A 14,040-nucleotide genomic window follows, 5' to 3' on the forward strand; every position below is an offset into this window, starting at 1 on the left:
CTCAACGGTGATGCGATACAGATGCCTTCATCCCCCCTCGGAAAGGCACCTGCCAAGCGCTTCGCGCGTCAGCTGGGCAACGATGCGGGCAGCGGGGGACGCCGTCCGGCCCGCCAATGTGATAATGCCGATCCCGCTTCTCATGCTTGCGAATCCTTCCACGTCGAGGACCTTCAGACGCCCCTCGACAAGCTCCTTGCGGACGAACGCGGGCGCGGTGATCCAGGTACAGTCGGTCGCGGCCACCGTATCGCGCAATACGTGGAAATCGTCGCAGATGAACGCGCCGGCATCGACGGCGCCACCTGTCATCCGGATCGGCCGTGCCACGGGATAGGCCGCCAGGTCCGCGGGCAATACCTTGTCCTGCCGGGTCAGCGGGTGATCCCCGCGCACGATAGGCGCAAGATCGAGCGAAGCGATCTCCTCGACGACGACGCCATGCAGCTCCGCGACCTGCCAGCTGTTGCCGATGATCATCTCGACCGTGTCCTCGAACAGATCGGCCACGAGCCTGTCGGGCGACTTGACCACCGTGTTGATTTCCAGCCCGGGGCTCCTGGCCAGCAGGCTGCTGCCGAGATCGGCCAGCACGAGACCGGCCAGCAATGGCCCTATGCCGAACGAGACCCGCCCCGCCGCGCCTTCTGCGTAACGGCGCACGTTGCGCGTGAACTCGCTCGACGCGCGGACGAGCGAGCGCGCTTGCTCGATCACGAAGGCGCCGGCCGGCGTGATCGTGACACCGCCCCGCCCCCGGTCGAACAGCCGCACGCCGTACCGGCTTTCGAAGGCGGCAATGCTGCGGCTGAGCGCGGGCTGCGTGATATTCTGCTGCTCGGCGGCGCGCGAAAAGCTGAGCGTATCGGCAACGGCGAGGATGTGGCGAAGGCGCGTGGTGTCCATAGCATGCACCTATAGCATAAAGCCTCCCACTTATATGCATTAGACATCACATTTTGCCGTCCTATCCTCCGCGCAAACAGTATCAAGAGGGTAGCCGATGGCACTGCAGAGGTATTCGCGCACGCAGGAGCGTGCCGGTCGTTCCGGAACAACCGCTTCCACATTCCGGCGGGTGCAGTGCGTCCTGGCCGGGCTTGCCCTGGGAACCTGCATGCCTGCCATGGCCCAAGCCGACCGCACCGTCCTGCCCATCCCGCGCGCACCGTTCACCGGCACAATCGCCGACAACGTGCTCGACGCGACGCCCTCTCCCGCCGCCCCGGTGCAGGCGCCGCAGGGCGCGCCCAACGTGCTGCTGTTCATGTCCGACGATGTCGGCTTCGCCATGTCGAGCGCCTTCGGCGGCCCGGTGCCGACGCCCAATTTCGAGAGACTGGCGCGCACCGGCGAGCGCTTCAACCGCTTCCACACAACCGGCATCTGCTCGCCCAGCCGCGCCGCGCTGCTGACCGGGCGCAATCACCATAACGCGGGCGTAGGCTGGCTGAGCGACCTGTCCTCCGGCTTTCCCGGCTACAATGGCCGCATGCAGCCCGATACCGCCACGATCGCCCAGATCCTGCGGCTCAACGGCTACAACACCGCGATGTTCGGCAAGCACCACAACGTGCCCGCCGAAGAGCGCAGCGAGGCCGGGCCCTTCGATGCCTGGCCGACAGGCCTCGGCTTCGACTACTTCTTCGGCTTTCCCAACGGCGACACCGACCAGTATTCGCCCACGCTCTATCGCGGCATCGCCCGCGTCGATCCCGACGAAGGCAAAGGCAAGATGCTCGACGAGCGCCTTGCCGACGACCTGATCCGCTGGGTCCACAACCAGAAGGCCGGCGCGCCCGACAAACCCTTCCTCGCCTATCTCGCGCCGGGATCGGCGCACGCACCGCATCAGGTGCCGCCCGAATGGATCGCGCGCTTCAAGGGCAAGTTCGATCAGGGCTGGGACCAGATGCGCGTCGAGACCTGGCGCCGCCAGCTCGCCATGGGGATGATTCCCAAGGGCACCAGGCTGACGCCGCGCCCGGCCGAGATCCCGGCCTGGGATACGCTCTCGCCGCGCGAAAAGGTCTTCCACGCCCGCACCATGGAAGTCGCCGCCGCCCAGCTCGCGTTCCAGGACGCGCAGCTCGGCCGCGTGATCGACGAGTTGCAGCGCATGGGCCAGCTCGACAACACGCTGGTCGCCGTGGTCATGGGCGATAACGGCGCCAGCGGCGAAGCAGGCCCCGAAGGCACTATCGACGAGCTGCGCGGGATGGACCGCATTCCCGAACGCAAGGAATGGATACTCGCCAACACCGACAAGCTTGGCGGGCCGGAGACCTACGAGAACTACTCGGTCGGCTGGGCCTGGGCGATGAACACGCCCTTTCGCTGGGTGAAGCAATATGCCGACATGCTGGGCGGCATTCGCAACGGCATGATCCTGAACTGGGCCGGGCACGTGACCAGGCCGGGATCGATCTGCGGCGAGTTCTCGCACCTGATCGACATCACCCCGACCATTCTCGACGCCGCCGGCCTGCCGGCGCCGAAGGAAGTACTGGGCACCATGCAAAAGCCGATGGACGGGACAAGCCTGCTGCCCGCGCTGCAGAGTTGCCAGGCCGACAAGCCGCGCACGCAGTACTTCGAGATCGGCGGCAAGATGGGCCTCTATCACGACGGCTGGTTCCTCAGCGGCGAAGACGGCCGCACCTCGTGGACCAATGTGCCGCCCGGCGGGCTGAAGCCCGAAATCACCTGGACGCTCTACAACCTCGACAAGGACTTCTCGCAGTCCACCGACCTCTCGGCCAAGTACCCCGAGCGGCTGGAGGCGATGAAGGCCCTGTTCCACGAAGAGGGCGAGAAGAACAACGTCTTCCCGATCGACCACCGCTTCGGCATGGCCCGCGCCATCGCGGTAATGCATCCCAACCCGCGCAAGCACTACGACTTCTGGGGCAAGGACGTCTCGATCCCCGCTGTCGGCGGACCGACGCTGATGGCCCGGCCCTTCACGCTCAAGGCCGACCTCGAACTCGACAGCGCGCAGGCATCGGGCGCGGTGGTGGCGCTGGGAAGCTGGTTCGGCGGCTGGAGCCTCTATCTCGACCAGGGCCACCCGGCCTTCGTCTGGGCGCGGTCGACCGATCCGCAAGAGACCTTCAAGGTCGTGTCGGACAAAGCCCTGCCGCAAGGCGCGAGCACGCTCACCATGCAGTTCGCGACGCAGAAGCCCGGCGGCCCGGCGCAGATCGTTCTCAGCGCGGGCGGAGAGGAATATGCCCGGCTCGACGTTTCGGTGAACTACTTCCAGCCGGCCGGCAACGGCGAGACGCTGGACATCGGGCACGACCTCGGCGTTCCGGTCACGCAGTACCGCACGCCGCATGGCCGCATCGAAGGGAACATCCCTCACGTCGCCGTCGATTACCCATAAGCGCCTGAACGTGAACAAGTCCTCTCCCCTTCAGAGAGAAAGAGCAAAGACAAGGCGGTTCCTTAAATCAGCGCGTCAGCCTCTCCGCATGCCAGGCAACGTGCTCGCCCATGAATGTGGAAATGAAGTAGTAGGAGTGGTCGTAACCCTCCTGCATGCGGATCGTGGCAGGCTGCCCTGCCTTTTCGCAGGCTTCCGACAACAGGTGCGTCCTGAGCTGTTCTTCCAGAAAGCCGTCCGCCATTCCCTGGTCGACCAGCAGGTCGGGCACACGTGCGCCATCCTCGATCAGCGCGCAGGCATCGTATTCACGCCAGGCGGCCCGATCGGCACCGATATAGCCGGTCAGCGCCTTGTCGCCCCAGGGGCACGCCAGTGGCGAGACGATCGGCGCGAAAGCGCTGACCGAGCGGAACCGCCCGGCATTGCGTAGCGCGATGGTCAACGCACCGTGGCCGCCCATCGAATGGCCGGTGATCCCCTGCCGCTCCATGTCGACGGGGAAATGCGCGGCGATCAGCGCGGGAAGCTCCGTCTCGATGTAGGAGCGCATGCGGAAATGCTGCGCCCAGGGCTCCTGCGTCGCATCGACATAGAAGCCCGCACCCTTGCCGAAATCGTAGCCCTCGTCGTCGGGCACGTCGTCGCCGCGCGGGCTGGTGTCCGGCGCCACGAAGATCACGCCATGCTCGGCGCAGGCGGCGCGGAACTCGCCCTTCTCGGTGACGTTGGCATGCGTGCAGGTGAGGCCCGAAAGATACCACAGCACCGGCAGCTTCGCGCCTTCCGCATGATCGGGCACGAAGACGGAGAACGTCATCTCCGTCCCCGTCTCACTGCTCCGATGCTTGTAGACGCCCTGAACGCCGCCGTGGCTGCGGTTGGTGGAAACAGTTTCCATCAAAAGACTACGACGCTGCGGATCGACTTGCCCGCGTGCATCAGGTCGAAAGCGGTGTTGATCTCTTCCAGCCCCATGACGTGGGTGATCATCGGGTCGATCTGGATCTTGCCCTGCATGTACATGTCGACGATCTTGGGCACGTCGGTGCGGCCCTTGGCCCCGCCGAACGCGGTGCCGCGCCAGTTGCGGCCCGTCACGAGCTGGAACGGACGGGTGGAGATCTCCTTGCCCGCCTCGGCTACGCCGATGATGATCGAGGTGCCCCAGCCGCGGTGGCAGGCTTCCAGCGCGGTGCGCATCACTTCGGTATTGCCGGTGGCATCGAAAGTGTAGTCCGCGCCGCCGTCGGTCATCAGCACGATCTTGGCGACCACGTCCTCGCGGCTCATGCCCTTGGAGTTGAGGAAGTCGGTCATGCCGAACTTGCGGCCCCATTCCTCCCGGTCGGGGTTGATGTCAACGCCGATGATCTTGTTGGCCCCGGCAAGGCGCGCGCCCTGGATCACGTTGAGGCCGATGCCGCCGAGGCCGAACACAACCACATTGTCGCCCACCTGCACCTTGGCGGTGTTCACCACCGCGCCCACGCCGGTGGTGACGCCGCAGCCGATGTAGCACGAAGTCTGGAACGGCGCGTCCTCGCGAATCTTGGCGACGGCGATCTCGGGCAGCACGGTGAAGTTCGAGAAAGTCGAGCAGCCCATGTAGTGGAAGATCGTCTGGCCCTTGTAGCTGAAACGGCTGGTGCCGTCGGGCATCAGGCCCTGCCCCTGCGTCGCGCGGATCGCGGTGCACAGGTTGGTCTTGCCCGACAGGCACGACTTACACTGGCGGCATTCGGGGGTGTAGAGCGGGATCACGTGATCGTCGGGCTTCACCGAGGTCACGCCCGGCCCCACCTCGCGCACGATCCCTGCGCCTTCGTGGCCGAGGATCGAGGGGAAGATGCCTTCGGAATCGAACCCGTCGAGCGTATAGGCATCGGTATGGCAGATGCCGGTCGCCATGATCTCGACCAGCACTTCGCCCTCCTTGGGGCCTTCGAGATCGACTTCGACGATCTCCAGCGGCTTCTTGGCTTCGAAGGCTACGGCGGCGCGGGTCTTCATGGGGCAACTCCTGTTTATCGCGGCCTGTCTATCGCGGGGCCGTTGTTGTGATAAAGCCGGAAAATCGCAACTCATTATGTCATGCGAGGGATAATCGATGAGCTCCTGGGACGGGATCGACGAGTTCACCGCCGTCGCCACCGCCGGCACCTTTCGCGGCGGGGCTGCGGCACTGGGGGTTTCCACCACCCACATGAGCCGCGCGATCATGCGGCTGGAAGCGCGGCTGCAGGCGCAACTGTTCCTCCGCACGACCCGCTCGGTACGGCTGACTGACACCGGCCGGGTGTTCCTCGAACATTGCCAGCGCATGCTGATGGAGCGCGAAGAAGCCTTTGCGCTCGTCAACGAGAAAGGCGAGCCGCAAGGCGAGTTGCGCCTGACCTGCTCCACCGCGATGGGCGAACGCTTCATCGCCCCGATCCTGCGCCGCTTCGCCCGCGCCTATCCCCGGCTGCACGTCAACATCGACCTCACCAACCGCGTGGTCGACCTCGTGGCCGAAGGCTACGACATGGCGGTGCGCACCGGCCACTTGCCCGATTCCCGCCTGATCGGCACCCGCATCGCCAGCCGCTCGCTGGTGACATGCGCCAGCCCCGCCTATCTCAAGCGGCGAGGCGAGCCGCGCACGCTGGCCGATCTCGAAGCGCACGACCTGCTCGCGGGCAATGCCGGCACCTGGCATTTCCGGGTGGACGGCAAGGCCCAGTCCTGGCGCCCGCACAGCCGCTGGCGCTGCAACAGCGGCAGCGCGGTAATGGAAGCCACGCTCGACGACATGGGGGTGTGCCAGCTCCCCGACTTCTACGTGCGGCAGGCACTGGCGGAGGGTACGCTGATTGCGCTGCTGAGCGACATCCAGCCCGCCGACGAACCGATCTGGGCCGTCTATCCGCAGCGGCGCCACCTGCAGCCGAAGATCTCGGAGCTGGTGAGCGTGCTACGCAAGGAACTGCCGGGGATGCTGGGGATGGGGGGCAGGGTTTAGGGGCGATAGCATCGGCGGCTTTGCGCCCATTACCGTCGTTCGGACGATCACAAGCTAATTCCAAACGCAAACGTTCAGATCGTCGATTCCGGTAGACGGAAGCTCGTCCGCTTAAAGCATGAAGTTTCGCCTTCACGCGCCCGCTAGGTGCGCCTAGTCTCCTCACATGTTCAGGCAGAAAACGACGATTGTTGTGGGGGCGGGTGCAAGCTGTGAGCTTGGATTGCCTTCGGGCGACGGGCTAAAGGATCAGATTGTAAGCTTGCTGGAGCGGACCAATGAGAATGCCTACGGCTTCTCCGACAATACCATGCTGCAGATTATGAGGTCATTTGCTGGCGCAGACGTCCCTTCACTTCAAAATAACCTGCAACCCTACAAGGCTGCGGCCGATCGGATCCTGCGTGGTCTACCGCTTGCACTGTCAATCGACAATTTCCTGCACTCTCATCAGGACGATCCTCACCTAGTCGATCTTGGCAAGCTCTGCATCGCAATATGCATACTTCGGGCGGAACGCTCCTCCTATTTATTCCAACGATCAAACATGCATGCCCTTTTTTCTGAACGCGATGAGATGCCGCAGGCGTCTACGCGCGGTGAGAAACTGGCAAAGACATGGTATCCGGCTTTTGCTCGGCTGCTTATGTCAGGTGTGCAGAGAAACAACATCAAAGAGGCGTTCGAGAACGTCCGCTTTGTCATTTTCAACTATGATCGTTGTCTTGAGCAATTTATCTGGATGGCCCTTCAAGATTATTTCGACATCGACGGCGAAGAGGCAGCTGAGGTGTTGGAAGACGTTCGATTTAATCACCCATATGGCTCGCTGGGCGTTTTGCCGTGGCGGGGCCAGAGCGAAGCAAACTTACCGCTGGGGGGCGGCGATGACCTAGACTATTGGAAGATCGGAAAAAGGCTCCAGACATTTACCGAGAGTGTTCGGAGCCAGGTTGTTCATAATGTAGCTCAAGCCGTCCACAGCGCAGACACGCTCCTCGTTTTGGGGTTCGGCTATCTGGATCAGAATCTGCAACTCTTGCGGCCGCAGATGAGAGGAAATGCGAAGCGAGCCATTAGTACAGCATACGGCGTGTCAGATGCAGACCAACGCATCTTGAAGCAAGCTTTGCTTACTCTTGGCAATCAATCCCCGGAAATGACCTATCTGGAGCCCGGATCGTGCAGCGAATTGTTTGACCATTTCCACCTGATGCTCAGTCTATCGTGAGTGGTAAGGCAACAGCCCGATCTAAATTGATCGCGCAAATGCTAGTTGCTCGGCCACATAAATTCGACAAATCGTCCAACCAATCCTGCCGGTCTGCAACCGGCCCGTTCCAGCCATTTCCATCTGCCCGTCACCTAATGAAAATCCCGCGATCGCGGCAAAATCCGCACATTGCGCGGGTGGCGTGACCGGGGTGCCGCCGGGGAGCGCTCGTGCTTGAGGTCGGCGGGCAAAGTCCCGTCCAGCCGCGCCAGCAGGGCTGAGCGGTCCGTCACCCGCTTGGCCATCAGGTGCACCACGCCTTCCTTGCTGCGCTGGATCTCGCCTGCGATCTCGGCCAGGCGGGCGGCCATGACCGGGCGGCGCTGCTGTTCGAAGTCGCGCGCCCAGAGCAGCGCGTTGACCACGCCGGTCTCGTCCTCGATGGTGATGAACACGGCATTGCCCTTGCCCGGCCGCTGGCGCACCAGCACTACGCCCGCGCAGCGCACCCGCGCCCCGTCCTTCGCGGCGTTGACGTCTGCGCAGCTCAGCACGCCCTCGGCCGCGAGGCCTGCGCGCAGGAACTGCATCGGGTGGCCTTTGAGCGAGAGGCGATGCGTCTGGTAATCGGCCGCGACTTCCTCTGACAAAGGCATGACCGGCAAGGCGGCATCGGGTTCAGCGCCGAGTTCAGGGGCTTCCATCGCGGCGAACAGCGAAAGCTGCTTGGGCGGCAGGCGGCGCACGTCCCACCCGGCCTGACGGCGCCCCTGCCCCAGCGAGCCGAGCGCATCGGCATCGGCCAGCAGGGCCATGGCCCGCGCAGGCAGGCCGGTGCAGCTCGCCAGATCCTGAATGTCCGTGAAGGCCCTCAGGCCGCGCGCCTTATGCAGGGCCTGCGCCCAATCCTCGCGGAAGCCGCCGATCTGGCGCAGGCCGAGCCGCAGCACGCGCTCGCCTTCCAATGTGCTGTCCCACTGGCTGGCGGCGGCATCGATCGGACGCACTTCCACGCCATGCGCGCGCGCATCCTGCACCAGTTGTGACGGCGCGTAGAAGCCCATTGGCTGGCTGTTGAGCAGCGCGCAAGTGAACACCGCCGGGTAATGGCATTTCAGCCAGCTCGAAACATAGGCCAACCAGGCGAAGGCCTGCGCGTGGCTTTCGGGAAAGCCGTAGTCGCCGAAACCCTTGATCTGTTCAAAGCACCGCTCGGCGAAATCGCGCCGGTAGCCGCGCCGCACCATGCCTTCGACCAGCTTGTCCTGATAGAAATGCATCGTCCCGTTGCGCCGGAAGGTCGCCATGGCGCGGCGCAACCCGTCGGCCTCGGCCGGGGTAAAGCCCGCCGCGACAATGGCGAGCTTCATTGCCTGTTCCTGAAACAGCGGCACCCCCAGCGTCTTGCCCAGCACCGCGCGAAGCTCGTCTTCGCTGCCGGGCGGGCCGGGAAGCTCGATCACTTCCTCGCCATTACGGCGGCGCAGGTAGGGGTGGACCATACCCCCCTGAATGGGTCCGGGCCGCACGATCGCCACTTGAATCACCAGATCGTAAAGCGTCTTCGGCCTCAGGCGAGGCAGCATCGACATCTGTGCCCGGCTTTCCACCTGAAACGTGCCCATGCTGTCGGCCTTCTGGAGCATGCGGTAAGTCGCCGCATCCTCGCGCGGGACAGTGGCCAGCACGAGATCGCCCAATCCGTGTTCGCGCATCAGATCGAAGCTCTTGCGGATGCAGGTGAGCATGCCGAGCGCCAGCACGTCGACCTTCATCAGGTGGAGCGCGTCGATATCGTCCTTGTCCCATTCGATGAAGGTGCGGTCCGGCATGGCGGCATTGTGGATTGGCACCAGTTCATCGAGCCGCCCTTCGGTGAGCACGAAACCGCCGACGTGCTGCGACAAGTGGCGGGGGAATTCCAGCAGGCTCCCTACCAGATCGCGCAGCCGGGCGAGTTCCGGATTGGCGGCACCGAGCCCTGCCTCGGCCAGCCGCGCCTCGGGCAGTTCGCCGCCGCCATAGCTGCCCCAGATCGTGCCCGAGAGGCTGGCCGTCACATCGTCCGTCATCCCCAATGCCTTGCCGACTTCGCGGATCGCGCTGCGCTGGCGGTAGTGGATCACAGTGGCGGCAATCCCGGCGCGCTCACGGCCATAGCGCTCGTAAATGTACTGGATCACTTCCTCGCGCCGCTCGTGCTCGAAATCGACATCGATATCGGGCGGCTCGTCGCGCGCTTCGGAAAGGAAGCGGGAGAACAGCAACTGCTCCTTCACCGGATCGATCGGCGTGATGCCAAGGAAATAGCACACCAGCGAATTGGCCGCGCTGCCGCGCCCCTGGCACAGGATCGGCGGATCGAGCGAGCGGGCATGCGCCACGATGTCATGCACGGTGAGGAAGTAAGGCGCGTAGCGCCGCTCGCGGATCAGGCGAAATTCCTCGGCCAGCGTCTGGCGGTACTGCTCCGGCACCCCCTTGGGGAAGCGGGTCCGGGCGCCCTCGCCCGCCAGATGTTCGAGCCAGCCTTGCGGCGTGTGGCCGGGCGGGACCGGCTCGTGCGGGTACTCATAGCGCAGATCGTCGAGCGTAAAGCGAATGGCGGACAGCAGGTCCGCACCTGCCGTGAGTGCTTCGGGACAGCGGGCGAAGAGGCGTGCCATTTCGGCGGGGGGCTTCAAGTGGCGTTCGGCATTGACGGCGAGTTTCCGCCCGGCGGCCTGCACGTTGGTGCCCTCGCGAATGCAGGTCATGACATCGTGCAGGGGGCGGCACTCCGGCGCGGCATAGAGCGCATCGTTGGTGGCGATAAGCGGCACGCCGGTCTGTCCAGACAGCGCGATGCGCCGTGCCAGTTCGCGCGCGTCGCGCCCGCCGCGCGGCATCGTGGCGGCCAGCCAGTGGTGTGGGGCGGCTTCCTTCAGCGTGCCCAGCAGTTCCGGCGTCCCATCCATGGCGATCAGCGCCAGCCCTTCGGCATGGTCCAGCAGATCGGGCAGATGCAGCAGGCAATCGCCCTTTTCCGCGCGCCGGTTGCCCAATGTGAGAAGCCGCGTCAGCCGCCCCCAACCGGCGCGGTCCATCGGATAGGCCGCGACGTCCGGCGTTCCGTCCGCAAAGACCAGCCGGGCGCCAGTGAGCAGCCGGAAGCCGCTCTCGCGCACGCCGGGCTGCTTCCATGCGACATGCGCGCGCACCACGCCTGCCACGGTGTTGCGGTCGGCGATGCCAATCCCCGCCATACCCAGCGCATGGGCGCGTGCCACCATCTCGCCGGGGTGCGAGGCGCCGCGCAGGAAGCTGTAGGCACTGGCCACGACAGGCTCGATCACGGTCATGCGAACAACCCGTGCACGTACCAGCGCGGCTCTCCGGTTTCCCCGTAGAGGCCGTGGCGGAACACCCAGTACCGGCTCCCTTGTGCATCCTCGATGCGGTAGTAATCGCGGGTGAGCCCGGCCCCGCCCGGCACATGGCCCTGCGGCCGGTGCCACCATTCGGGGGCGATCCGCTCTGGCCCTTCGGCGCGGACGATCTCGTGCACCTGCCCGCGCCAGCGCAGCCGCTGTGGCGGACCGTCAGGCACACTGGCCAGCGCCGTGACCGGCTGGGGCGGGTCGAGCAGGAACAGAGGGCGGGGCAGCCGCTCGCCCACATCCGGCCAGCGCGCCGGGGCCGCGTGCATGGCGGGCAGGACTTGCTGCGCAGCCTCCGGAATATGCGTATCGCAAGGCACCGGACGCAGGACGCCGTGCTCCCCGAAGCGCGTCGTCAGCCGGTCGATCAGCACGGCGATGCTTTCCGCCTCGGCCACCTTGCCGCCGATTTCGGGCTGGGCGGGGTGCAGCGGCTCGGTGCGGCCGGCAGCAAGGGCGATGGCATCGAAGCCGAAGCCGGGATCGAGCGGATCGGCCAGCCCCTCGATCCGCTCGCGGAACAGCCGCGCGATGCGCGCCGGATCGCGGCTCGGCAGGCTGGTCTCGACGGTGAGGCGCCGCCGCGCGCCATCGGTGCGCTCCAGCCGGACGGTAAAGCACCGCCCGCCCAGATGGCGTGCTTCCATCTGACGAGAGAGATCGGCGAGCAGGTCCTCGATCACTTCCAGCACATAGTCGGTGCGGGCGACGGGCTCGGCGAAACGCGCTTCGGCGCGCAGCCGGGCGGAGGGGCGCTGAGGGGCCATGGGGCTGTCCTGCTCGCCCAGCACCGCGCGCAGTCTGGCCACTGTCTCCCCACCGAAGCGCGCGGCCAGCGCCGCCATCGGCCGCGCCGCGAGATCGCTCAGGGTGAAAAGCCCCGCGCGGCGCAGGCCGGACTGCGCATCTTCCGGCAGTTCCAGCGCGGCGATGGGCAGGGCGCGGATGTGTTCTTCTTCTCCTCCTCCTCCCCCGTCACCTTTCCCTTCGTCATTGCGAGCGGCAAAGCCGCGCGGCAATCCAGAGCCGGCGCAAACCGCCCTGGATTGCTTCGGCCTGCGGCCTCGCAATGACGAAGAGGAGGGTGCACGATGGATCGTCTCCCCGTTTCCATACCGCGCCAGGGCGCGCGCAGCGGCGGCGTGGGCGGCGAAAGCGTGGCGCGCGGTGTAGCCCGCTTGCTCCATGACCGCGTGCGCCAGTGCCGCCTCGCCGCCGAACAGGTGCGCGCAAGCCGTGATGTCGAGCATGATCCCGTCGGGTGGATCGACCGCCGCCATGGGCGTGAAGTGCAGCATCCGCGCGGTCAGCCGCTCCAGTTCGCGGGCATCGGCTTCGTAGTCATGCGGCAAGCTCTTCAGATCGGGGCAGCGCGCCCGCGCGTCGGCCAGCGTCATGCCCACTGTCAGACCCATCCGGCCGGCGCGCGCGTCCACTGCCGTCAGCCGCAGCGCATTGCCGGTCCGTGCCACCAGAACCAAAGGCGTGGAGCACCATTCTTGCCCCGCCGCCTTGCAGACCCGCTCGCACGGGAACCGGGGAAACCACAGCGCCAGATAGCGGCGCGGCATCGACGCGCTCTGCATGAAAGCCTCCGTTCACCTCATCCCATTCGAGCCGCCAGCGCATGCCGGCAGGACCGCCGCGCTGGCGCGAGAGTTCCACTTCGCAGGCCGGCAGGCCCGGCGCATCGGCCGGCAGCGGAACCGAAGGCGCGCTGCGGACGATCCAGCGGCTATGCGCGGCACTGCTGCGCGGGGCCGCCTTGCCGCGCAGGACGATCACCGGCGCACCGGACTTTTCGGCGGCCAGCACCAGGCGACGGCTGGCGGTGAGGTCATAGCGGGGCAGAGCACCCCACGTTTCCAGCACCACTGCCGCCAGCCCCGAACAGCGCGCGGCATCGAGCCCGGCCTGCAAGAGAGCGGGATCGTCGCGCGCCTCCACGATCAGCAGGCGCGCCGGGTCCACGCCCAGCCCGGCGATCCCCTCTGCGTAGAGCTGCATGGGCAATGCCGCCCGGCGCGGGCAGCGCGCCAGCAGGATCGGTTTCGTCTCGTCCCTTCCTGTCGCGGCGAGAGCAAAGGCCATGGCCGCCGCGAACGTTGCGGCGTCGGCATGGATTTCATGCAAGTGCCCTTTGGCAGGCCACGGAAACCCCTCGCCGGAAGAGGCAGGGGAAATGGACAGAGGGTTAGAGGACTGGCTCCGGGTCATGGGGGAACATATCTCGAATCACTTTAATGTTCTTATTATGTTCCATTTGAAGGGTGCGAGTCTACAGAGCTTCCTCTCGGGAATTTCGTGGGCCGACTGGCCGGACGATCACTTGCGCCCGGCCAGTTCCTTGTTGAGCCAGAGCGCAGCCAGCGTCGCCAATGCGCCGGAGAGCAGGTAGGCGCCCGAGGCGATCAGGCCGAAGTTCACCGACAGCAACAGCGCTGCAAGCGGGGCGAAACCGGCGCCGAACAGCCAGGCCAGATCGCTGGTGAGCGCCGAACCGGTGTAGCGGTGCTCGGTCGCGAAACCCGACGACACCACGCCCGAGGACTGCCCGAAGGCCAGCCCCAGCAGCACGAAACCGACGACCATGAAGACGATCTCGCCCACTGTCCCGGCATCGAGAAGCTGCGGCGCGAAGCCGGAGAACACGGCAATGCCCACCGCGCATCCGCCCAGCAGGCGGCGGCGTCCGAAATGGTCGGCAAGACGGCCCGAGGCGATGACCGCGACGACGCCGAAAGCGGCGGCAGTGGCCTCGATCAGCAGGAAGTTGACCGGCGTCTCGCTCGTGAAGAGATAGACCCACGAAAGCGGGAACACCGTCACCATGTGGAACAGCGCGAAGCTGGCCAGCGGCGCGAAGGCGCCGATGACGATCGTGCGCCATTCTGTTGATTTCCGCTGAGAGTTGACCCGGGATTTTCATCGAGAAGTGACCCGGGTGGATGTGTGTTTCCCGCGATGCGGGGGTTGGGTCAAGCGGGTGATTTTTCCTTTTTGGTTTTGGGTGCGG

General features: G+C 65.6%; 9 protein-coding genes and 1 pseudogene. 3 read left to right on the plus strand and 7 right to left on the minus strand.

The features are described from left to right. Positions 1–27 precede the first annotated feature (27 nt). Positions 28–906: a LysR family transcriptional regulator gene (locus NZK81_RS05600; protein ID WP_260044671.1), complete on the minus strand. Its 879-nt coding sequence runs from the start codon at positions 904–906 to the stop codon at positions 28–30. Positions 907–1,003: 97 nt separating this feature from the next. Between NZK81_RS05600 and NZK81_RS05605 the strand changes: the two genes are divergently transcribed. Next, positions 1,004–3,388 carry an arylsulfatase gene (locus NZK81_RS05605; RefSeq protein WP_260044673.1) on the plus strand — a complete coding sequence of 795 codons (2,385 nt, stop codon included), beginning with the start codon at positions 1,004–1,006 and terminating at the stop codon, positions 3,386–3,388. Positions 3,389–3,455: 67 nt separating this feature from the next. Here the strand turns inward: NZK81_RS05605 and fghA are convergent, their stop codons facing one another. Together fghA and NZK81_RS05615 are read right to left on the minus strand one after the other, a co-directional pair. Further along, positions 3,456–4,289: an S-formylglutathione hydrolase gene (fghA, locus tag NZK81_RS05610; protein WP_260044675.1), complete on the minus strand. Its 834-nt coding sequence runs from the start codon at positions 4,287–4,289 to the stop codon at positions 3,456–3,458. Further along, positions 4,289–5,401: an S-(hydroxymethyl)glutathione dehydrogenase/class III alcohol dehydrogenase gene (locus NZK81_RS05615; protein WP_260044677.1), complete on the minus strand. Its 1,113-nt coding sequence runs from the start codon at positions 5,399–5,401 to the stop codon at positions 4,289–4,291. The genes fghA and NZK81_RS05615 overlap by 1 nt, the downstream gene beginning before the upstream one ends. 97 nt (positions 5,402–5,498) lie before the next feature. On the opposite strand from NZK81_RS05615, the gene NZK81_RS05620 reads away from it, so the two are divergent. Beyond that, positions 5,499–6,392, plus strand: coding sequence for a LysR substrate-binding domain-containing protein (locus tag NZK81_RS05620; protein ID WP_260044678.1), 894 nt, complete (start codon positions 5,499–5,501; stop codon positions 6,390–6,392). Between the two features lie 166 nt (positions 6,393–6,558). After that, positions 6,559–7,623, plus strand: coding sequence for a hypothetical protein (locus tag NZK81_RS05625; protein WP_260044680.1), 1,065 nt, complete (start codon positions 6,559–6,561; stop codon positions 7,621–7,623). 134 nt (positions 7,624–7,757) lie between these two features. Here the strand turns inward: NZK81_RS05625 and NZK81_RS05630 are convergent, their stop codons facing one another. The 4 genes and pseudogenes from NZK81_RS05630 to NZK81_RS05645 form a co-directional block, all read right to left on the minus strand. Continuing rightward, positions 7,758–10,946, minus strand: a complete 3,189-nt coding sequence (locus tag NZK81_RS05630) for an error-prone DNA polymerase (RefSeq protein ID WP_260044682.1) — start codon at positions 10,944–10,946, stop codon at positions 7,758–7,760. Then, positions 10,943–12,460 carry a Y-family DNA polymerase gene (locus NZK81_RS05635; protein ID WP_260044684.1) on the minus strand — a complete coding sequence of 506 codons (1,518 nt, stop codon included), beginning with the start codon at positions 12,458–12,460 and terminating at the stop codon, positions 10,943–10,945. Before NZK81_RS05635 ends, NZK81_RS05630 begins: the two co-directional genes overlap by 4 nt. Continuing rightward, positions 12,366–13,157, minus strand: coding sequence for an ImuA family protein (locus tag NZK81_RS05640; RefSeq protein WP_260044686.1), 792 nt, complete (start codon positions 13,155–13,157; stop codon positions 12,366–12,368). The genes NZK81_RS05635 and NZK81_RS05640 overlap by 95 nt, the downstream gene beginning before the upstream one ends. Before the next feature lie 192 nt (positions 13,158–13,349). Further along, positions 13,350–13,919: pseudogene (locus NZK81_RS05645) on the minus strand (MFS transporter); the annotation flags it as partial. Positions 13,920–14,040 lie beyond the last annotated feature (121 nt).

Source organism: Novosphingobium mangrovisedimenti, from assembly GCF_025153475.1.
Classification (GTDB): domain Bacteria; phylum Pseudomonadota; class Alphaproteobacteria; order Sphingomonadales; family Sphingomonadaceae; genus Novosphingobium; species Novosphingobium mangrovi_A.